Genomic DNA, 22,041 nt, shown 5'->3' on the forward strand with positions numbered 1-22,041 from the left:
AACTTGCTCTTTTTTGATTCTGATACCCCGTCCGCTTGCGGCGGGGTAGTTCATTTTTCGGCCTAGGGTTAGACCAGTTTCCGAATGTATCAAAACCAACCCCGAGATATCCCCCTTTAATTCCCGGCTCTTCAAAGCGATTGGCGTATCCAAGCGATCCTCCCAAACCACCAGGACCACTCGGGATTCCTTTGGAGGCGTCTAGGAGCATAAAGCTTATGCCATCGCCTCCCGTACCACCGTACATATAGAAGTCGAACTCTACCTTGAGCCCCTTAGAGGACGCTACCTTTTTGGTAAAGAGAACAAGTCCAGATGCATTGTTTTCAGCATTTGTCAGGCGAATAAGTTGATCAGCCATCGTTTCGTTGTTGCCTTCTATCAAAGTGAACAAAGAGAGTTAAACAAAGAGGCAGGCACAATGAGTGTACCTACAGAGAGGGAGAGTAATCCGATTGAAGGTGATCACTGAGTCACCTCAAAAACAGATCATCAAGAAAACACCTTCAGACAAAACTAACTTATGTCTTGATACTGCTTGAGTGTCTCGCGTCAAGTTTTGGAGTTCGTAATCTTAAAGAGAGCGTTGAGCTTGAAACAAGTTGCCCATCCTGACCTTGAATGACATCATTTATGTCGGCTTGTGTAACGTTCAGCGTAAGACTACGCTAACGACAACCCAGTTACTGCAGCAGTTGCACCAATCCGATTCAGCTTTAGTTGCTACCTATACCTTCTCCATAACAATAGAGAACAAAATGATAGGCGGCAGACTCATGCAATGGGTAGAGGCAAGTTGTTCTGATGATTCAGGAACACCAACATTTCAAAATATAGTGTCAATCACAACCGTTTTTTCGCGACAGCAGAAGTATGAGCCTTTGTGTCAGAAACTATGCAAAACAATTGACATAGCGTTCCGACGTGATTTGTGAAAAAGATGAGTTGTGAAACGTGCGACCCGTCGGGTCGCACGTTTCACAATCCAAATAGGATTGCTATAACTGCACTTTGAACGATTGGGGGCAGTGCGACTGTGCCTTTACGAGACTTAGTGTCGCTGAATATGGTGCTAAAGTCAGTAGTTTCACTAAGAGTTCATTAAAGATTAATTAATCGCGCAAAGAAGTTAGATTTCCATGAACTCTTAGCAAATTGCAGGGGTGAATCCGTTGATGCCTGTTCAATTGGGCGTATGGAAAGCATTTTGAATCGTCTATTTATCCAGATTTAAGACGTTGCGCTGGCCTTGTCAGAACCCTCTACTCCTTGCACAAGGGAGACTATTTTTTCACCTCGACTGAGTTTTACGAGGCGATCGCCCTGGTCATCTTTGGTATGTATCTTGATCGTGTTCACTGCACATCGGATTAGGCGATCGCTACTGCTGAGTAGCAAAATTTTATCGTGATCTGAAACACCCGCAATTCCAATTAAGGTATCCGTCTTTGCGGAAAAGACGATCGCCTGCAATCCCAGATCACCGCGATTACCAAGGCGTAGTGCTGTTACAGGCAGCCGTTTGGCGTATCCTTGGGCTGATACTAATAACACGTTCTGGTGGTTTTGTAGGACTGTGCATCCTGCCAGTCGTTCTTTCTTCATGAGTCGCACGGCGGACACCCCCTGGGAATTCCGACTCATGTAAGGCAACTGTTCATCATCAACCATAAATCGCAGAACCCGTCCGCCCGGTGTTGCCAGCACCAGCTGATCGCCCGACTGCGCCAAGACAACGTGGCTCAACTCATCTCCCTCCTTCAATTTCAAAGCCGTCAGCCCACGGGCGGTCATGCTGGCAAACTCGGATAGCGGTAAGCGCTTGATTTTACCCTGGTGGGTGATCAGTAGAAGATCGGTGTCTTCAAACTGGGCAGGCATGAGGAGTTGAGTGGCGATCGCCTCCTCGTTCTCATGAACCGTATTCGGCAGCAGGGTCATGACGTTAGTTCCCCGGGAGTTGCGGGGGGTGGGAGGGATGTCGGCGACATTGATGGCATAAGCCTTGCCGCTGCGCGTAAAGACCAGCAGCGTTTGCTGGGTCGTAGTCATTTCAACCTGGAGGGTGGGATCGTCCACCTCCTCCCATGTGCCGAGCAGTTCCTCCTGCTTTGCCTGTTGACGCTTGTAAGACCGGGGGGAGAGGCGACGCACATATCCCCGCTGGGTAAACTCCAGCACGACCTCTTCTTCAACGGTTTCTGCTTCTTCAACAATCTGGGCAATGCGTGCCGATTCTTCTTCCTTCTCAGCGTCGCTTTGAATGCGGGTACGGCGATCATCTATAAATTTCTTTTTGAGCGATCGCAATTCTTTTTTCAATGCCTTGAGCAATTCCCGGCGATTGCTGAGGAGCAATTGCAACTGCTGGCGGCGTTGATTCAGGTCTTCAAACTCGGACTGAATATTTTGTTGTTCTAACCCTGTGAGGCGGCGCAGAGGCATCGCGAGGATGGCATCGGTCTGCCGTTCGGTGAGGTCAAACTGATTCTGCAAGGTAATCTTGGCCGTTGTGCCATCGGGAGCATTCCGGAGAATATCAATGACATCATCCAGGTAGGATAGAGCCACCAGCATCCCATCGAGAACGTGAATGCGTTGCTCAACGCGCTCTAGATCGTGACTGTATTGACGAGTCAGGGTTTCTTCGCGGAAATCGAGGAAGTGCTGCAAGATGTCCTTGAGGCTCATCTGCATGGGCTGACCGTTAGCTAATGCCAGCAAAATTACCCCAAAGTTGCTTTGGAGTGGCGTCAATTTATATAAATTGCCCAGAATCCGCTCTGGGGATGCCTCTCGCTTGAGTTCAATCACAACGCGCATCCCGTCGCGATCGCTCTCATCCCGAATATCGGAAATCCCGTCCAATCGCCCCTGGTTGGTGAGATCGGCAACTTTCTCAATCCAAGCCGCTTTATTGACTTGATAGGGTAATTCTGTCACCACGATAGCGGTGCGTCGTTGGCGGCCTCGCCCCCCTGGGATTTCTTCAACGCCAGCGATCCCTCGCACGGGAATGCTGCCTCGCCCCGTAGTGTAGGCTTCCCGGATGCCCTCAGTACCGACGATCTCTCCGCCAGTGGGGAAATCGGGACCCGGAATGTATTCCATCAATTCTTCTATCGTGATGGACGGTTGATCGATCATCGCAATCAGCCCATCAATCACCTCACCCATGTTATGGGGAGGAACATTGGTGGCCATCCCCACGGCAATTCCGGAACAGCCATTCAGCAGCAGCATTGGAAGCTGGGCAGGGAGGACAACGGGTTCCTGTTGGGAGTTGTCAAAGTTGGCGATGAAATCAACGGTGGCTTCGCTAACCTCGGCAAGAACGGCTTCATGGCTGATCGGAGCCAGACGGGTTTCGGTGTATCGCATGGCCGCGGGTGGATCATTGTCTACCGATCCAAAGTTGCCGTGACCCGCCAGTAAGGGATAGCGACTGGAAAAATCTTGCACCATCCGCACGAGGGCGTCGTATACCGCCTGATCCCCGTGGGGATGGTATTTACCCAGTACGTCCCCCACAACACGCGCACATTTGCGGTAGGGGCGATCGGGCGTTAACCCTAGCTCATGCATGGCATAAAGAATACGGCGATGTACGGGTTTGAGGCCATCACGTACATCGGGTAGAGCCCGACCCACGATCACACTCATGGCATATTCAAGGTACGATCGCTGGACTTCAGTATGAAGTGGAGTTGCAACGATTTGTCCTGACGAAAGAAAGTTAAGCTGCCGTGCCATGAATTCAGTCCTCTGGGTCTATCCTCTACTTGAAGACAAGTCTGTGTTGAATACTAGGTTAAAGCGGTGGATTGAAAAAGGGTCTAATATCTGTGATGTAGCCGTTGTGTTTGTTGCTAAGGCGATGGGAGACATCAAGAATCTCACGTTTCATAGAGAGCCTAAAGTATAGGGGGTATGATGCTTTTTTGCATCTTGCATTGAAAGATAAGCATGAAGCTTTGATGTAGACATATGGGTCTTTTCGCTCCGATGCTGGGAGGGCGTGGGTGGGCATAGCGGTTATACCACAGGAAATTCAGCATGCAGAGGGTCATCAATCCATCTAAAAACCATCTAAAAAACTAATCTTCACAGTCTCTAGGGAGTGTTTACGGTAGGCATGTCACGGTAGGCTTATCACTATAGGGGCTTGTTCACTATAGAGTGTAATGCCTTGCGGCAATTTTACAGGCTGGTTAGGAAAAGACACTCTAGAACTTGAGAACCTGTTCTGGGACTCTGATGCCCCATTGAAGGAGAAAAACGCCTGGATACGAGGATTGCAAGGGGAGACGTTATGCAAACGGTGTTAATCGTAGAGGATGATTTAGTGAATGCGCGTGTATTCTCTAAGATTTTGATCAAACGTGGAGGATTCGCCGTTAAACACACGGAAAACGTGGACGAGGTGATGAAAATTGCTGAAGCACGGGAAGCCGACATCATCCTAATGGATGTTTCGCTATCTCGCAGTGTGTATCAGGGGCAGCCCGTGGACGGCATTCGGATCACGCAGATGTTGAAAACAAATCCGCAAACGGCTGACTTGCCCATCATCTTAGTGACAGCCCACGCTATGGAAGGGCATCGTGAACACTTCCTCAAGCAAAGCGGTGCAGATGACTACATCTCTAAACCCGTGGTCGATCACCAGGGATTTGTGGATCAAATTAAGGCGCTCTTGCCTCAGGAGTCATAGCACACACGTATTATAGTACATGAAAACTATTAGAGATAGTCAAAAAGCCTGCGATCGCCGTGAATGAGGTATGGGGGTATGGGGGCGAATTAAGCGGTAGTGTAGAGCAGAATGCTGGGATTGGGTATGATTCCAACTTTGAAGTTTGAGTTGTCCGGTTCACGTTGAACATAGGTGGCTTCGTCAACGGTTTCAGCATCCCATTCGTAGCAGTCATGTAGGAAGCTACTTTGAAAATGCCTAATGGTGATTCCGGGAGTAATGCCGTTGCCTCGTGAACCATTGCCTTGAAAATAGATTCTCATCCTGCGGGGTGACGTTATCGCGTCATGGACGATTGATATGACACTGCTAAGTGGAACAAAGTATGTTTAGAAACGACATGGTTGCTAGATCAGACCCTGCGGATTTTTAAGGAGTGAAAGCTGTGATTCGGGGACACGCGCAATCGCATTGGACACGGCGTTGGCTGTGGGTTGGGATGGGACTGGCGATCGCCATCTTACTGCATCCTCTCTTATCCGTTGCCCAGCCTGCCATGCCGTCTGCCTACAGAGCCTTGCCGGAACTGCGAGGCGTTTGGCTCACGAACATTGACAGCGAGGTGCTGTTTTCCCAACAGAATTTGCACCAGGCGATGCAACGCTTACACCGTTTGAACTTTAATACCGTCTACCCGACAGTTTGGAACTGGGGATACACGCTCTACCCCAGTGCTGTGGCAGAGCAGGCGACAGGCGTCGGGATTGATCCGCATCCAGGATTGCGCGATCGCGATATGTTGCAAGAAGCGATTACCGAAGGACATGCGCTGGGGATGGCCGTGGTTCCGTGGGTGGAATTTGGCCTGATGGCTCCTGCCGATTCGGAACTGGCTGCCCGCCATCCCGATTGGATCACGCAACGTCAGGATGGGAGTCAGATCGTGATGGAAGGGGAGCATCCACGGGTGTGGCTGAATCCGAATCATCCACAGGTGCAAAACTTGATGATCGACCTCGTGAGTGAAATTGCCGCGAACTATGAGGTGGACGGCATCCAATTTGATGATCACTTCGGGATGCCTGTGGAATTGGGGTACGACGATTACACGATCGCCCTCTACCAACAGGAGCATAATGGGCAGTCTCCACCCACGGACGTTACCGATCCGGAGTGGGTTCAGTGGCGGGCAGATCAGATTACAGACCTGCACAAGCGCGTGTTCTACGCCATTAAGGCAAACCGTCCCGATTGCCTGGTGGCGCTCTCGCCCAATCCCCGTGAGTTTGCCTACGAAACCTATTTGCAGGACTGGTGGCGATGGGAGCGGGAAGGGTTGGTCGAGGAGATCATTATCCAAATTTATCGCAGTGACCTCGATCGGTTTGTGGAGGAGTTAGAGCGCCCTGAAATTGAACCCATCCGAACCCACATTCCGTTGGGAATTGGGGTGTTGACAGGGCTGAAGAATCGTCCTGTCGATATGGCGATAGTTCAAGACCAGGTGAAAACGGTACGAGAACGCGGGTTTGCCGGGGTCTCGTTTTTCTTTTATGAATCCTTGGGCGATCGCGATCGCTCGTTTCGGGTGCTGTTTCCCACGCCCGCTGCGCGTCCATCGGTGCTGGATAAACGATCGATGCCGATTCGTTGGCCTGTGCCTGTTTCCGCTTAAGCATGACCCAGGAGTCTACCGTGTCGAGAATGTCCGCTTGGGGCAACTTGAGTCGTTTCATGGCGTTGCGATCGACGAGAAAACGCGGATCGCTGTTGCGCTGCCATTGTTGACGCAATCGCTGATCGGATACGGCTAGAACCTGGCGATCGCTATAAAAGTTCAGGGATGGACGGTTATGGGGATGGGAGGTGTAGATGACCTGTTCTGGTTCGCTGTACTGTTGCACCATCGCCGCGACAGGCTTGACCGGATAATCTTCCGCCAACTCCCAAACCCAGTGATGGGAGACCATCAGCCCTAGCAGTGACACATACATACCCCACAGCAGAATTATCACAAACTGGCGATCGCGTTGCAGTAAGAGTACTGTAGCCACGGTCATGGTGAGTCCTACCGCTCCTAACGTAAGCTGCAAGTCTCGTTCAGGGGGCACACTAAACAGACCAAAGTAAAGGCTGCCGAGCCACCCTACAATGCCAATCAGACCGATCAGCAGCGGCCAAGCAAGGGGAATATCCGTGGGGCGCTCGCCATCCGTCAGCACTGAAGATTTCTGCCAAATTTGACTCAGCGGGACAGCAGCGGCAAGGGCGATCGCCGGATACACCGGAAGCACGTACCAGGGCAACTTGGTACTCATGATCGAAATGACGCCCAGGTAGCCAATCGTCCACACCAGCACCAGCTTTGCCCAACTGAGGGTGCGATTCCGCCAAGCCATCTGAAAGGCTGGGGGCACAAAGAGCAGCCACGGCCAGCCGTATTTCAAAATTTCCAGTAGGTAGTACCAGGGGGGGCCGGAATTATTTTCCACCGACTCCACAACCCGATTAAAGGATTGGGTCATGAGATGGGTTTTGAGGAAAACCTCGCCGTAGTGCATCCATTGCGCCGTGTACCAAAGTAGTGCCGGGATTACCCCCAGGAAAATGCCGAGCCAGAGATACAGCGACCGGAGCAGGCGGGGAGAATCCCACAGCAAAAAGGTGATCGCGATCGCCCCCAACAAAATGGCGATAATGCCTTTGGTCAGGGCAATCAGCCCCAAGCCTACGCCGATTCCCAAAGCCCACCGGGGATCACGCCGCGATCGCAGCACACACCACATGGTCAACAAGAAGAAACAGACGACGGCACCATCCAGCATCGCAAGGCGACCATGGCGTACCACGGGCAACATCGTGAGGTAAATTAACGCCGCGAACAGGGCGGGCGATCGCCGCATGAAAACTTCACGCCCGATCCCATAGAGCAACGGCACGGAACACGCAGTCAGGAGCGCGCTCGGCAACCGACTCGTCCACTCATGGACGCCTCCCAAATGGTACGTGGCCGCAATCAGCCAATGCATCAACAGGGGCTTGTTCAGGTACGGTTCGCCATGCACCGTGGGATACAGCCATGCGAGGGAGCCAGGGCTTGCCCGCCAAATTTCCCGCGCCACCTGGGCGACGGTTCCCTCATCCCAGTCCCGCAGGGGCAGGTTGCCCAACGCAATTGTATAGAGGGCAAGAGCCGCAATCAGCAGGCTGATGACTAAAAGCGGTTCAGACCACTGTTCAATCTGATCAATCCAGTGCCGACGATTCAGAGCCGAAGCGTGCCGATGCATAGGTGTAAACCTTCGGAAGAGTCGCGAGAGAGGGTGAACTTCGCCATGATATCCCCTCTGCTGTGAATGATTGGAAAATTCTAAGCAACCCGATGATGATCTGATACCAATTCTCTAAATAAGCGCTACAGATAATTGAGGAGGGGCGTGGGGAACGTAGTTCTCCACAAGGGGGCACAGCCCCCTTAACCCCCATCTATAACCGGAATTTTTGAAATTGGTATGAGGCGATCGCCAACGGCATCGATCACGCCGAAACAGTCTCGAACTCCGGCAAGGTGCCCCGCTTCCGAATCATAACGTTGACCTCCATGCCCAGGTAATCGCCAGCTTCGCCAAACCAAGAGCCAGAGAGGGGTATCACTTGACCTGGGTGACGGGCGATCGCCACTGGAATCAAATCGAAGCCTGCCGTAATTCGGTTCGTGGGATCATAGCTCCGCCACCCGGCACCGGGTAGGTATACCTGTAACCATGCGTGGGTTGCGCCTGAACCGGTCATGCCGACCTCACCGCCGTCGAGGGCATCATCGTAGAGATAGCCGCTGATAAACCGACAGGCAAATCCTAAACGGCGCAAGGCTTCCATCATCAGCCACGCATAATCACGGCAGGTACCCGACTGCAACCGCAGCGTTTCGTCAGGCGTTTGCGTGCCTTCCGTCTCGCGGGCTTGATATCCTAGGGTGTTGTTGATGGTATCCATCATCCGTTGGAGTACATCCAGGGTATTGTCTTGATCCCCCGCCACAAAGTGCTTGGCCCAAGCGGCAACACGTCCCTCTGGATCGGGGCTATGAGGCCGCATGAAAATGGATAAATCCGTCCATTCATCGGGGGTATACTGCACGGGCACCTCCTCCGCCCGACTCTCCAGAGAAAAGTCTGCGATCGCCTTAACGCCAAAATGTTCTCCGGTGAGTCGATAGGTCACCGTTAAGGCATCCGCAGGTTCACTCAATTGCAAAACGGCCACACTATTCGAAAGAGTATCCATCATCCAGCGCACCTGGGATGGAACGCTGGTTTCCAAGGAATAATGCAAGAGGCGGCCATTATGCCCTGCCCGTGGCAAGAAAATAGCGCGGTGTTCGCCGAAGGTCACGGGCTGCCTGTAGCGGTAGGTAGTGATGTGCTCTAGGTCATAAATAACAGTCATTGCGCCGGATTCCACCCCATCCTACACCGTTTCAATATTGACGCCGCCATCCGCACCAATCCAGGCAACTTGGCGAATGGACCGTTGCTGGGCATGGAGCCGTACCGTGTCCCGATCAGCTCCGTCGTTGAGATACACTTCTGCACGGACTAAGGCAGCGGCGGTGCGAATTTTACGGGCATAGGCAAAGGCATGACTGTAGGCTTGGGGAGTTGTCGGAACCACAAGCCAATCACTGGCTGGCGTTTCCGAGGGTAAGAGTCCGGTGGGCAGCATGAGCTGATGCAACTCGCTAATATCCAGGGTGAAGCCAATCCCCGGTTCGCTCTGTCCGTTGGGATGATAAAGACCCAGCAACTGGTCGTAGCGTCCGCCTTGACCGATCACGCGCTGCCCACTGCTGCTGGCACTGACCACTTCAAACACGATGCCCGTGTAGTAATCAAACGTGCGAATTAGGCTGAGATCCAGCACGAGGGATGCGCCTTGATCACCCTGAGCAAACTCTGCATTGTCAGCCAGCAATTCCACCAGAGATTTGAGATTATTAACCGCTGCCCGCTGGTCTGGATTGAGGTCTAGGCTGGATACCCGTTGCAAAACATCGGCGGGATGCCCGCGCAAGTCCAGTAGCATCAAGGCATGTGATCGCTGCTCTGCTGATAGGGGCAGTTCGTCCAGGGCGATCCGATCGAGATTGGCGATCGCTTCCCGCACCGCATCCCGGATATCAGCAGGGAAACTAGAGAGGAGCGATCGCGTCAGTCCGGCATCCCCCAGGATCAAGCACCATTGATTCAGTTCAAGCTGGGTTAAGCAATCGGCCAAAAGGAGTAGAACCTCAGCATCGGCAACCGTGCCGCTGCTCCCCAGAAGTTCGGCTCCCGCCTGGTAGAACTCATGCTGGCGATTGTGGTGTTGACCGGGCGATCGCCGGAAAACGTTGGCGTTGTAGTACAGTCGCTGCGGTCGGGTACTGCGCGCCATGCGGGTGGCGGCGGCTCGTGCAATGGATGCAGTGAGTTCTGGGCGCAATCCCAAAAACTCATCATCCATCCCCTGCACCTGAATAACGGTTGATCGCTCAATCGCTCCCCCTGCCATTAATGTGTCGATGCGCTCTAGGGTCGAGGTGATGATGCGGTGGTAGCCCCAGCGCTGAAAGACTTGCTGGATACGAGTTTCGATCCAAATCTTTTGGGCCACATCCAGGGGAAACAGATCGCGAGCACCGGTAGGAGGCTGGTAAATCATGCGTTTGAAGTCAACATTGAGGCAAAGTAACAGTATGTGCCTGACAGCGCAAGCCCAGTTCAAGGTTGGCCGTCTCTCACTAGCGTACTGGACGACGACCCCAATTATGATGTAATCCCTTGATCCTGAGTAAGCCGAAAATCAATCTTACTTCTTCTTGCCGCCAAATAGGCCAAACAGCCCGCCACCAGGTTTTGAATCCGATGCCTTAGCCCTCGGATCTGACTGCTTGGACGGAGAGGCCGCATTCGGATCGAGCGATCGCAGTCCGGCCTTCGCAATGTCATCCTGGGGATTAAGTTCCAAGGCTTTGCTGAAATAGATTTTCGCCATGGTAGGCTGCTTCGTTTTCAGGTAAATTGCGCCCAGACGACTATGGCAGTCTGCGTTGGTGGGTTTGATCTTAAGGGCTTCTCGCAATTCCAAAATGGCTTTGGCATAGTCCCGTTTTTTCTCAAACCCTTCCGAGCGCCGGATAAAGCTATCCACGAGTTCATCCCGGCTCGGCACAGTGGGATTTTTCGCCGAAGGGGACGCGATAGGGGCAGTGGAGTTAGCACTGGCTGCTTTCGGAGTCGGCGCTGTTCCTGTGCTACCTCGCCGCATCAAATAGACCAGATTAAGCTCACTGACTTGACCGATCACTGTTAGCATTTGATCCAAATCATCGTACTGGCTCTCTGTCAAATCAGCTAGGGAGGTTGTGTAGAGGTGTTCTAGATTTGGCGAAGAAGCAAGCTGTCGTGCCCGATCACTCGTCAACATAATGGTTTCCTGCTGTCGCTGAGCTTCCTCCCCCTTTATCTTGAGCAAAATCATCTGCTCCGCAAAATTCTTCTCTTGAGATAAAAACTCATAGGACGGGTTCACCAATTTTGACAAAAGCTCATGAGCCCGCTGGCGATCGCCATCATCTTTAAGGGCTGAACTGTCCGGATGAAGCCGTCGCGCAATTTTCAAATACCGTTTGCGAATTTCTTTAATGTCTGCATCCACCGATACGCCAAGCACAGCGTGATGATCGGTGAAATCCAGTCCGAATAAGCCTTGCTCTAATTTGAACACCATGCTGCACTATCTCAAGGGTGAGGATGACCGATCGATAACCAGCGTTTAGGAAACGCGTCTGCTAGATCACAATGAGGGTTGAATGAATTCTAGCAAAGGTTTCACGTTCAGGAGTTGGGTACTTAATGCCGAATGAATGCGTCCATTGGTGGCTAAGATGCGCCCTGTTTCTAGTTTAAGCTCGCGACCGTCATACGCAGTAACTTGGCCTCCAGCCTCTTCCACCAGGACGACACCTGCGGCCAAATCCCACGGGGATAGCCCCCGCTCCCAGTACCCATCCAAGCGTCCACAGGCGACATAGGCCAGATCAATCGAGGCGGATCCTCCCCGCCGCACTCCCTGGGTGAGGTGGGTGAGGTGGCAAAATTCGGCATAGTTGTTATCCGGTGTTTCACGGCGATCGTAGGCAAATCCCGTCACTAACAAGCTTTTTGCCAGGTCTGCCGTTCGGGAAACCTGCATCGGCTGTCGGTTGCGCGTTGCGCCTAAGCCTTTGGCCGCCCGGAATAGCTCGTTATGAAAGGGATCAAACACTACACCAACAGAGGGAATCCCGTCAATCAGCAGACCAATGGAAACCGAGAAGAAGGGATACTGATGGGCGTAGTTGGTGGTACCGTCCAGGGGATCGATCGCCCACCGAAACGGATTGGACGGATCGCCCAGTGCGCCGGATTCCTCGGCCAAGATGGCATGGGATGGACAATGGCGTTGAATCACGCTAAGCACGGCAGCTTCGGACGCTTGGTCTGCTTCGGTTAACAGGTCACCGGGCCGTCCTTTCTCATGGATGGACTCTAGCTTGCCCCAATAGGCTTGCAGTTGCGCACCGCCAGCGAGAGCCGCCTCGGTTGCGATGTCTAGAAATACTTGCAGGTCGGTGGGTTGGGTCATGCTAGCCTTAATCCTCGTCTAGGGGCAGTCCCCGGCGCACTTTGCCTTGACCGAAGTAACGACCGAACTGGAGTTCATACACTTCGTCTTCGTCTTGGGTTTCCACTTCGAGATCGGAACGCGGATAGCTCACACACAGTAGGGCGTATCCTTCGTCTTGCAAGCTGGTGGAAAGTCCCATTGCTTCCGGTTGATACAACTCTCCAGAAAGCACACGAACGGCGCAGGCCGTACAAGCCCCATTCCGGCACGAGAAGGGTAAGGTAACGCCTTGGTTTTCGGCACTATGGAGGATGTAGCGATCGCTCGGTACGCGCACAGAGTGCTGGGTACCTGTTTGGCGATTGTGGATACAGATTGAAAATGTGTCAGCGGCTGGATCGGTCATGATAAAGCAATACAGTAGAAAACTAAAGGTAACGCGGGAGTGGGCAGAGGCCATGACGGTGCAGCGTCGTCTACGTCAGTTACCGTAACTCAAATTCTGCGTGGTCGAAATCAGGGCTACTAGGTATGTATCATAGACTGTTAAGCGGATCAGTATGGGGGCGATCGCCAAAGAAAATTTCGCCAATGTTTCCATAACCCCCTGAACTCTGGTAACATACCTATCTTGTGGGTTGAATTTAGCACGCTTAAATTCACTCAAGGTTACGCACAATTTGGAGAGATGGCCGAGTGGTTGAAGGCGCAGCACTGGAAATGCTGTTTAGGGCAACTTAACGAGGGTTCGAATCCCTCTCTCTCCGTCAAAATGAAGGGGGCACACGTGAAAATGCGCCCCCTTCAGATCTTAAGGTTTGGGTTAAAAATACCCTTCTAGGAATGAGAATAAAGTATAGTGCTAGCCATATCGGTTAGGACATTTTGGTGGGGCGGCTTCGCCGCCCCACCAAAATGTCCATGTCCTAAGCTAGCTGGCAACAGCTATAAAACCACGTTTTGCAGTGTTAGGCGATCGCCGTAACGCATTCAATTCCCAGGAACAATGCGTTACGCTGCGCTAGCGCCTCCTAACCCAAGAATCCGGACTTAATTAAATCCACAACCTTTACCAACCCTCTGGATTAAAATTACCGATGATGTCCTTGGGCAAGGTCTTAAATCCCTTGTTCTGCAATCCAAGCCGGAAGTAAGAGTACCTATTAGCTGGCAAGGTATTCCCGCACCTGCCCCTTACGCTTCCGCAGCTTTGAAAGGGCTTCTCGCTCTATCTGGCGCACTCGTTCGCGGCTGATGCTGAGGCGATCGCCAATTTTAGCCAACGTCATCGATTGACCATCTTCTAGGCCGAATCGCATGGACAACACTTGCTGCTGTTGGGGAGTCAATTCTGCTAAAAGCTCTTTAAGCTCTGTTTGCAGAGCAGAATGAGCCGCAAACTCCTCTGGAGAAGGCCCCGTATCCTCTAGCAGCTCGCCTAGTTCCGTATCTTGGTTATCCCCCACCCGTAGATCTAGAGATAGCGGCAGTCGCGACTTTTCGAGATACTCCCGGACTTGCTTGGGGGTGAGATCCAACTCTTCCGCAAGTTCAGCAACCGTCGCCGCACGACCCAGGGTCTGCGCTAACTGACGCTGTACTTTCTTAATTTTATTTAACTTTTCCGTGATGTGAATCGGCAGGCGAATGGTGCGTCCCTTTTCAGCGATCGCCCGTGTAATAGCTTGCCGAATCCACCAATAGGCATAGGTTGAGAAGCGGTAGCCCTTGGTGGGATCAAACTTCTCCACACCCCGCTGCATCCCGATCGTGCCTTCCTGAATCAAGTCCAGCAGATCTAGGTTGCGCTTGATGTACTTTTTCGCCACGGAAACCACGAGGCGCAAATTCGCCTCCACCATTTTGCGCTTGGCGAGTTCCCCTTGGGCGATCGCTTTTTGCAGGGCGTCTTCGGTCATTTCGGCCTTTGTCGCCCATTCAGTTAACGTTGGCTCCCGATCAAGGCTTTCTGCCAACTGATCGCGCACCGCATTCAGAGCAACTAATTGCTGAACCTGCTTGCCCAAAACAATCTCTTGCTCGTGGGTAAGTAGGGGAACACGACCAATTTCCCGGAGATAGGCACGTACTGGATCGGTAGAGTTGCTAGTCACTTTCATAGGATCTTTTGGGAGGCTGCGTTGAGGGACATGATGATGTGAAAAACGGTTGGGCAATCCAGTCATTAAAACCAGGCTGGACAGTATCTTGACAACCATTGATATGGAATTAAATTCGTACAGTCAGCGACTGCAAACGTTAATTGGGAGAAAAACTATCCGCGAGAAAGCTTTAATTTCCGGTAGAAGTGTCCGCTGCATTTCACACGCGGCTAATCAGGAACTATTGAGACCAAGATTTAGGCACTTCCGCTAACCTCGTTGGATACATGAGTAATCCCGTACCCAACGAAATGGATAAGCACCCACTCCTATGACCTGTGTATTCCCAATGAATTACCCCAGCAAAAATTCAATTGCGTCAGCTTGTGTAAATAATTGTAACATTCCTGAGAGTAGATGCATACCCCTAAGGGTATAGGTTTGTATGGATAATAGGATTCTTATCTTTTAATAGCTAAGGCTATTGTCTTTCTTGATCACCAACTGCATCCTATAAAACAAAACAGGCAGTGCCATCTTCTGTGAGAAGGATTGGCAAACATAATTCCAATTTTCTTAACAATTGAATTGGGGTAAAAGGCTGCATAGAGCTGCGTAGATCTGATATGGTTTTAGTACGAAGGTACTAAAACTTTGTTCTTATCATACCCTGCGAACAGCGCTTATGCTAGTGTCCTTGCGGATTGAAGATTTTGCCCTGGTCGATCGCCTAACGATTGAGTTTGGGGCTGGCCTGAATATTCTCACCGGAGAAACAGGAGCAGGCAAATCGATCGTTTTAGATGCGCTGGATGTGGCCTTGGGTGGGAAGGTTAGCAGCCGAATGCTGAGGGCCGGCTGTGAACGAGCGCTGGTAGAAGCCACCTTTGCCCTCAATCCCGACTTGATTGCGTGGCTGGATGAACAACAGATTGAGCGCATTGATGAAACCTCGCTCGTCTGTAGCCGCGACATGGTAGCTAGTCCCAATGGTGTTCGTAACCGATCGCGCGTGAATGGCATCCTGATGAATCGCCAGCAAATGCAATCGTTGCGCGAAAAGCTGGTTGAGATTACCGCCCAGGGGCAAACCACGCAGTTAGGTCAATCAAGCTTGCAACGAGAATGGCTAGACGGATTTGGCGGGAGTGCGTTGCTGACTCAGCGGGAGTATGTGAGCCGAGCCTATGGGGAGATGCAGCGATCGCTCCAAGCCCTCGAAAAACGTCGCCAGGTGGAACATCAGCGTTTGCAGCAGCTTGATTTGTTTGAGTACCAAGCCCGTGAACTAGCTGCCGCCATGCTGGATGATCCGAATGAGATGGAGCAGCTTGAGCAAGAGCGGCAACGGCTGAGCCATAGTGTAGATTTGCAGCAGCATAGCTATCAGGCGTATCAGATTCTCTATCAAAACGACAGCGGTGGGGTGGCCTGTGCCGATTTGTTGGGGCAAGCGGAGGCTGTGCTGCAAGATATGGTGCAGTACGATCCAGGCATTGAGTCGATTTTGGAGATGGTGACCAGTGCGCTAAATCAGGTGGAGGAGGCGGGACGAGCCATTAATGCCTATGGGGAATCCCTGGAAACCGATCCAGAACGGTTGCAGATCGTGGAAGAACGCCTGGTGCAGCTTAAGCAGATTTGCCGGAAGTATGGCCCCACCTTGGCGGAGGCGATCGCCCATAGTCAGCAGGTGCAGGCCGACTTGGATAAGCTGAGCGATCACGGTCAATCGTTAGAAGTTCTCGAAGAACTCTATACCCAGCGTTATGCAGCATTGGAAGTAGCCTGTGCTGCCCTAACCGATCTCCGGAAACAGGCCGCCGCGACCCTGGAACAGCAGTTGTTGGCTGAACTGAAGCCGCTGGCGATGGAAAATGTGCAGTTTCAGGTAGAAATTGCCGCTTGTCCCTTTTCCGCCACTGGAGGCGATCGCGTCATCTTCCTGTTCAGTCCCAATCCGGGTGAACCGCTCCAGCCCTTGTCTGAAACGGCATCGGGTGGCGAAATGAGCCGATTTTTACTGGCACTCAAAACTTGTTTGTCCCAGGTGGATCGAGTGGGGACGATGGTGTTTGATGAGGTGGATGCGGGCGTTTCAGGACGGGTGGCGCAGGCGATCGCCGAAAAACTGCACCAGATTAGTCGTCGGCAGCAGGTGCTATGCGTCACCCATCAACACTTAATTGCAGTGAAGGCCGATTACCACTTCCATGTTCGCAAAGAGATTGTGGACGAGGTGGCCGTTCTGTCGGGGGATGATGCAGTGCGAACGGTGGTTAGGGTTGCGGCGTTGGATGATCGTCAGCGCGTGGAGGAATTAGCACAACTGGCTGGCGGATCAAATAGTGATGAAATGCTGGCGTTTGCGGAATCGCTCCGGAGTCAGCAAAACGATCTCGCTGGAGAGACCGTCGATCAACCGAGCGATACAGCTACACCGCCAGTCGTCCTATCCGTCGTTCAAGGTAAGAAAACCTCCCCTCGAAAGGGATCGTCATCTCGATCCCGGTCGTCGAGCAAGCGATCGCCTAAAGCCCTGTAATTCTCATGGGAATCCTCACATTTTGTAACGATTGACGGGGGTAGGTTTTGGGAAGGGTTAGCCTGAAGCTACTTGGACGTGGATAGGGACTCAAGTTAGGACTATGCGGTGGGGCGATCGCGTCACCTTTGTAATCAGCGTTGGGGTGGTCTGCGGTTGGATACCTGCGGTTCAGGCCCAGATTCGACCGGATGACACCCTATCAACCCCCTCCCGTGTGGACGAACGTCGCCCAGGACGATTTGTGATTCGAGAGGGCACGCGGCGCGATCGCCTATTGTTTCATAGCTTTAGGGAATTCTCCGTACCCAATCGGGGGGAGGCATCGTTTCGGGGCATTGACCCTGCCGTTGATTTGATCTTGATGCGCGTGACCGGGAATGCAGCCTCGTCCATCAACGGTGCCATTGAGATTTTGCAAGAGAACGGAAGGCTCAGCAATGCCGATGTGTTTTTGCTAAATCCCAACGGCATTGTGTTTGGGCGGAATGCGTCGTTGCGATTGGGAGGCTCGTTCCTGGCAACAACCGCAGAGAGTTTCCGGTTTGAAGATGGGACTGTGTTTAGTGCGGCAAATCCCCAAGATGCCCCTATTTTGAATGTCAACGTGCCTATTGGGCTTCAGTTTGGTCAGCGTCCGGGCAGCATAGAAAATGCCTCTTTAGTCGATGCTACGGGGGATAGATTTATTGATGGGTTAACGGTTTTACCACGTCAAACGCTGGCACTGGTCGGTGGGAATCTTTTATTTTCGGGAGGCGCGGCAACGGCACCGAGCGGACGAATGGAGTTAGGGAGCATAGGGGAGGATGGCTTTATTGCCATTGCACCGACGGCATCCGGGTTTCAGCTTGACTATTCAGAAACCTCCACGTTTCAGAATATCCGCTTTGAGGGGTTCGCAACGGTGGTGGTGGATGGAGATGGTAGTGCAGGTTTACAGATTCAAGGCGATGAGGTCGTTCTTGCAGATGCGTCTTTATATCTACCACCACCTTCGGAGTAGGGGATGCCGGGAATCTGCGGGTGAGGGTTAATCGGGCAGAGTTATCGGGCAGTGCAACCCGCAACGGTCGTCTGATTAAGGGAGATTTGGGACAGCGCTACGGTAGCGGTTTGTATACGAGTGCCGAACTCAACTCCACTGGGGAGGGTGGCGATCTGGTGTTTGAAGGGAATCAGCTTTCGCTGAGCGATGGAGCGGTTTTCCAAACCGTGACGTTAGAAATCGCAGTTTAAAATAGGCGATCGCGCCACTAAAGCCTCCCACCGCTTTATCTACAACGACACCAGCGGCTATCTCTATTTTGATCGAGATGGAACGGGAGCACTTGCCCCTGTGGCGATCGCCAAACTGGATAAAAAGCCTGACCTGTCTTATCAAGACATTCGCACCTTTGATGATGAGGCCGCCCAAGCCTTCGGGTCGTCCGGTATAATCGCAACGCCACCTACGGATACGATTTAGGACTCATCTATGATTACCCTCTCACCAAACTGGATGGAATGGCTCACCGTCTTCGGCTACATTGCCTTTGCCGGATTTGTATTTTGGCAAGTTATGGCGCGATCGCACCCCCCAAAGCGCTAGGGTTCCGTAACCCGATCCGCTGTCCCTGATCGATAGTCTCCACCATGGCGAACTGGTCATCAAAGATCGCCAAATTTGCCAGATACCCTGGTGCGATCGCCCCCATCTGATCATCCATGCCGAGCAGTTGCGCTGGATAAAGAGACGCCATGCGGAGGGCTTCATCCAGAGAGATATGCATGTGCTGAACGCAATTGGCGATCGCCTCCATCATCGTCAAGGCTGAGCCACCCAGGGTTCCCTCTGCCGAGATACATTTGCCATCGCGATAAAATACTTCCTGTCCCCCAATCCAGAAAGAGTCCATTTGGGTTCCGGTAGGAGGGGTCGCGTCTGTAACCAGGATCAGCTTCTCCCCCTTGAGCCGATGGGAAAGAGAAATGGACGCATCATGAACGTGCTGACGATCAGCAATGATCCCTGCGTAGATATCCGGTCGGTCAAAGGTCGCACCCACGACTCCGGGGCGTCGTCCCTGCCAAGGCGACATCGCGTTAAACAAATGAGTCACCATGCGAACACCCGCATCAAAACCAGCGATCGCCTCTTCATAGGTGGCATCTGTATGCCCAGCGGAAACGATAATCCCTGCCTCCGTTAAGCGTTGAATGTCTGCGACCGGAACCATCTCTGGCGCAAGGGTAACCAAACAGACAACCTCCCGTCCAGCCGCCGCGATGTGTTGGATCATGGCAGGATCGGGCGTGCGGACATAGGTTTCGTTGTGAATTCCCTTCCGTTTGGGATTGAGATAAGGCCCTTCGAGATGGAGGCCAAGTACCGACAAAGGATGGGTTTTGCGATAATCAGCGACAAGGGCGATCGCCTGTTCCATATCCTGATCCGAGGTGGTGATCAGGGTCGGCAGAAAGCTGGTTGTACCGCTCCTCAGATTTGTGCGGTGCATGGTGTCTAGGGTTTCAGCGGTGATCGTGTCGTTAAACATTACTCCCCCACAGCCGTTGAGCTGGAGATCGATAAACCCTGGAGCGACATGGCAACCCTGAAGATCAACTTGGGGGCAATCCGTCGGAAGCTGGGCGATCGCCACTACATCGACAATCCGTTGCCCGTCAATCAGCACCGCATGATTGGTCAGCGTGTCGGAGGAGGTATGGAGAATGCTGTGGGTTAGGGCGTACATGGTTTTGTTGGATTCTGTCACTGAAACTTAAGAAATGGGGATAAGGATGACGGCGTGGCATTGTGACCCCATCCTTCCATCCTAGAGTTAAGCCACACCAACGCATCTTGATGTCCCAAGTTTTACATCTATTGCTATCGAAATTGCTATCGTTAAGACATCACACAACTCAATGTCCCCCAGTTGTGAGCCCGTTGAGTACCCCTCCAAACGTCTTATCCCCAGAGGGTTTGGATACTCTCACCATAGTTCTATCGCTGAAGTCGCCATAGTCTGAATTAGGATGAGCATCATTAAAGGAACCCAGATTGGCGATTACGCGCCAGATTTTGAATTGCCCGCTACGGATGGCACTGTCCACCATTTGCGGCCTTACCTCGACAAGTATTACGCAGTAGCAGTCATTTTCATGGGCAATCATTGCCCCTACGTCCAAGCATCGTTAGAATTTCTCAAACATACCCAGCACGAGTTTGGGGAACACGGCGTCACACTCATCGGCATCAACGGCAACGATGAGCACCTCTCGCCAGACGATAGCTTTGAGCATATGAAGCAGTTTGCCACTCGGTTTCAGCTTAATTTCCCCTATCTGAGAGACACAACCCAGGACGTCACCCAAAGTTTTGGTGCGATTTGTACGCCAGAAGCGTTTCTGATTAACTCCAAAGGCATTGTGTGCTACCGAGGGGCGATCGCCGATAGCGCTCAAGCTACGACCATGAGTCAGTATTATCTCCGAGATGCGATCGCCCAACTGCTGACCGATCAATCCATCACAATCCCCTCAATCCAGGCGGTGGGATGCGCGATCAAGTGGCGAAATTTAGGGCACTGATGCCAAAGGGTGCGGCTCTGCTGTTATCTTTAATTGGAAACAAAATTTAAAGAGGACTCGTGGCATGGGGACGGCTTACCAGCGGATTCTGCTGAAACTGAGTGGTGAGGCGCTGATGGGTGACCTTGCCTTTGGAATCGACCCATCAGTGGTGCACAGTATTGCTGAAGAAATCGCCGAAGTCGTTCGTAGCGGTGTACAAGTTGCCATTGTGGTTGGAGGTGGCAACATCTTTCGTGGTATCAAGGGGGCAGCCGGGGGAATGGATCGAGCCACCGCTGACTACATTGGCATGATCGCGACGGTGATGAACGCCATGACGCTCCAGGATGCCTTAGAGCGATTGGAAATCCCCACTAGAGTCCAGACTGCCATTGAAATGCAGGAAGTTGCAGAACCCTACATCCGTCGCCGCGCGATTCGTCACCTCGAAAAGGGGCGAGTCGTGATTTTTGGGGCAGGTTCGGGAAATCCTTTCTTTACGACCGATACGACAGCAGCGCTACGAGCCGCCGAAATCAACGCCGAGGTTGTCTTCAAGGCCACCAAGGTGGATGGCGTCTATGACTCCGATCCCAAGAAAAACCCAGCGGCGCGTCGGTTCATCAGCTTGACCTATAGCCATGTCTTGACCCACGATTTAAAGGTTATGGACAGTACAGCGATCGCACTGTGTAAAGATAACAGTATTCCGATTATTGTGTTTGATCTCTCGGTGCAAGGCAACATTTGCCGTGCGATCACGGGAGAACCCATTGGAACGATTGTGGGAGATTCGTGTGATGTTAGATGAACTTGAAAAGCATATGCAGAAATCGATCGAGGCAACGCAGCGATCGTTTAATACAATTCGGACGGGTCGAGCCAATGCGGCAATCCTAGACCGAGTAAACGTGGAGTACTATGGCTCACCCACGCCGTTGAAGTCCTTAGCGAGCATCAATACCCCGGATGCAAGTACCATCACCATTCAGCCGTTTGACCCCAGCAGCGTAGCCGCGATCGAAAAGGCGATTATGATGTCTGACATTGGGTTAACGCCGAATAATGATGGTTCTGTAATTCGGTTAAATATTCCACCGTTGACCAGCGAGCGTCGGAAAGAATTGGTGAAAGTTGCGGCCAAAATTGCCGAAGAAGGCAAAGTCTCCATTCGGAATATTCGACGGGATGCCGTTGACACCGTCCGGAAGCAGGAGAAAAACAGCGAAATTTCAGAAGATGAATCTCGTGACCTCCAAGACAGTATTCAGAAAATTACTGACAAATATGTCGGGAAAATTGATGAACTGTTAGCCGAAAAAGAAGTAGACATTACTACCGTTTAGGGCAATAGTTCGCTTGAACCCTTGTAAAGGCAAAATCCATCCACAAGGGTTCAGGAATTCTGGAACGGTAGTCAGAACACATCCATTTACGAATAAGGAGAGAGTCCTAACTAAACGTAGCTCTGGAACCTAGAAAGCTCGGTATAC

General features: G+C 52.1%; 18 protein-coding genes, 1 tRNA gene and 1 pseudogene. 9 read left to right on the forward strand and 11 right to left on the reverse strand.

Annotated elements, in window-relative coordinates:
• The coding region (locus tag IGR76_15795; protein MBF2079934.1) for a hypothetical protein at positions 1-361 on the reverse strand (361 nt) is incomplete at its 3' end.
• Positions 362-1,230: 869 nt separating this feature from the next.
• The gene (gyrA, locus tag IGR76_15800) at positions 1,231-3,753 is read right to left on the reverse strand and encodes a DNA gyrase subunit A (GenBank protein MBF2079935.1); all 2,523 of its coding nucleotides are present in this window, start codon (positions 3,751-3,753) and stop codon (positions 1,231-1,233) included.
• A 559-nt stretch (positions 3,754-4,312) separates the two neighbouring features.
• Between gyrA and IGR76_15805 the strand changes: the two genes are divergently transcribed.
• Positions 4,313-4,714: a response regulator gene (locus IGR76_15805; protein ID MBF2079936.1), complete on the forward strand. Its 402-nt coding sequence runs from the start codon at positions 4,313-4,315 to the stop codon at positions 4,712-4,714.
• 89 nt (positions 4,715-4,803) lie between these two features.
• Here IGR76_15805 and IGR76_15810 read toward each other — a convergent pair whose 3' ends face one another.
• Positions 4,804-5,019 carry a hypothetical protein gene (locus IGR76_15810; GenBank protein MBF2079937.1) on the reverse strand — a complete coding sequence of 72 codons (216 nt, stop codon included), beginning with the start codon at positions 5,017-5,019 and terminating at the stop codon, positions 4,804-4,806.
• A gap of 176 nt (positions 5,020-5,195) precedes the next feature.
• On the opposite strand from IGR76_15810, the gene IGR76_15815 reads away from it, so the two are divergent.
• On the forward strand, positions 5,196-6,371 hold the full coding sequence (locus IGR76_15815) for a glycoside hydrolase family 10 protein (protein MBF2079938.1): 1,176 nt from the start codon (positions 5,196-5,198) through the stop codon (positions 6,369-6,371).
• Between the two features lie 40 nt (positions 6,372-6,411).
• Here IGR76_15815 and IGR76_15820 read toward each other — a convergent pair.
• The 6 genes and pseudogenes from IGR76_15820 to IGR76_15845 all read right to left on the reverse strand — a co-directional run bounded on the left by IGR76_15820 (position 6,412) and on the right by IGR76_15845 (position 12,752).
• Positions 6,412-7,986 (reverse strand): annotated as a pseudogene (locus IGR76_15820) (glycosyltransferase family 39 protein).
• 247 nt (positions 7,987-8,233) lie between these two features.
• Positions 8,234-9,145, reverse strand: a complete 912-nt coding sequence (locus tag IGR76_15825) for a transglutaminase family protein (protein MBF2079939.1) — start codon at positions 9,143-9,145, stop codon at positions 8,234-8,236.
• 21 nt (positions 9,146-9,166) lie between these two features.
• Complete coding sequence (locus tag IGR76_15830) at positions 9,167-10,399, reverse strand: ATP phosphoribosyltransferase regulatory subunit (GenBank protein ID MBF2079940.1); 1,233 nt, start codon at positions 10,397-10,399, stop codon at positions 9,167-9,169.
• A 147-nt stretch (positions 10,400-10,546) separates the two neighbouring features.
• Positions 10,547-11,467 (reverse strand): J domain-containing protein, encoded by a 921-nt coding sequence (locus IGR76_15835; protein ID MBF2079941.1) that lies wholly within the window; start codon positions 11,465-11,467, stop codon positions 10,547-10,549.
• Positions 11,468-11,533: 66 nt separating this feature from the next.
• On the reverse strand, positions 11,534-12,364 hold the full coding sequence (locus IGR76_15840; protein MBF2079942.1) for an inositol monophosphatase: 831 nt from the start codon (positions 12,362-12,364) through the stop codon (positions 11,534-11,536).
• A 7-nt stretch (positions 12,365-12,371) separates the two neighbouring features.
• The gene (locus tag IGR76_15845) at positions 12,372-12,752 is read right to left on the reverse strand and encodes a 2Fe-2S iron-sulfur cluster binding domain-containing protein (GenBank protein ID MBF2079943.1); all 381 of its coding nucleotides are present in this window, start codon (positions 12,750-12,752) and stop codon (positions 12,372-12,374) included.
• Between the two features lie 276 nt (positions 12,753-13,028).
• On the opposite strand from IGR76_15845, the gene IGR76_15850 reads away from it, so the two are divergent.
• Positions 13,029-13,113, forward strand: a tRNA-Ser gene (locus IGR76_15850).
• A gap of 396 nt (positions 13,114-13,509) precedes the next feature.
• Here IGR76_15850 and IGR76_15855 read toward each other — a convergent pair.
• Positions 13,510-14,466, reverse strand: a complete 957-nt coding sequence (locus tag IGR76_15855) for an RNA polymerase sigma factor, RpoD/SigA family (GenBank protein MBF2079944.1) — start codon at positions 14,464-14,466, stop codon at positions 13,510-13,512.
• A 667-nt stretch (positions 14,467-15,133) separates the two neighbouring features.
• Between IGR76_15855 and recN the strand changes: the two genes are divergently transcribed.
• The 3 genes from recN (at position 15,134) to IGR76_15870 (ending at position 18,232) form a co-directional block, all read left to right on the forward strand.
• A complete protein-coding gene (recN, locus tag IGR76_15860) occupies positions 15,134-16,993 on the forward strand; it encodes a DNA repair protein RecN (GenBank protein ID MBF2079945.1) in 1,860 nt (619 codons plus the stop codon).
• 103 nt (positions 16,994-17,096) lie between these two features.
• The gene (locus tag IGR76_15865) at positions 17,097-17,999 is read left to right on the forward strand and encodes a filamentous hemagglutinin N-terminal domain-containing protein (GenBank protein ID MBF2079946.1); all 903 of its coding nucleotides are present in this window, start codon (positions 17,097-17,099) and stop codon (positions 17,997-17,999) included.
• 20 nt (positions 18,000-18,019) lie between these two features.
• On the forward strand, positions 18,020-18,232 hold the full coding sequence (locus IGR76_15870) for a hypothetical protein (GenBank protein ID MBF2079947.1): 213 nt from the start codon (positions 18,020-18,022) through the stop codon (positions 18,230-18,232).
• 320 nt (positions 18,233-18,552) lie between these two features.
• On the opposite strand, the gene nagA is transcribed toward IGR76_15870, so the two are convergent.
• Positions 18,553-19,728, reverse strand: a complete 1,176-nt coding sequence (gene nagA, locus IGR76_15875; GenBank protein ID MBF2079948.1) for an N-acetylglucosamine-6-phosphate deacetylase — start codon at positions 19,726-19,728, stop codon at positions 18,553-18,555.
• Positions 19,729-20,011: 283 nt separating this feature from the next.
• On the opposite strand from nagA, the gene IGR76_15880 reads away from it, so the two are divergent.
• The 3 genes from IGR76_15880 to frr all read left to right on the forward strand — a co-directional run bounded on the left by IGR76_15880 (position 20,012) and on the right by frr (position 21,894).
• Positions 20,012-20,566: a thioredoxin family protein gene (locus tag IGR76_15880; GenBank protein MBF2079949.1), complete on the forward strand. Its 555-nt coding sequence runs from the start codon at positions 20,012-20,014 to the stop codon at positions 20,564-20,566.
• Between the two features lie 64 nt (positions 20,567-20,630).
• Entirely contained in the window at positions 20,631-21,359 is a 729-nt protein-coding gene (locus IGR76_15885) for a UMP kinase (protein ID MBF2079950.1), read from the forward strand.
• Positions 21,346-21,894, forward strand: coding sequence for a ribosome recycling factor (gene frr, locus IGR76_15890; protein ID MBF2079951.1), 549 nt, complete (start codon positions 21,346-21,348; stop codon positions 21,892-21,894). Before IGR76_15885 ends, frr begins: the two co-directional genes overlap by 14 nt.
• Positions 21,895-22,041 lie beyond the last annotated feature (147 nt).

Source organism: Synechococcales cyanobacterium T60_A2020_003 (genome assembly GCA_015272205.1).
Classification (GTDB): domain Bacteria; phylum Cyanobacteriota; class Cyanobacteriia; order RECH01; family RECH01; genus JACYMB01.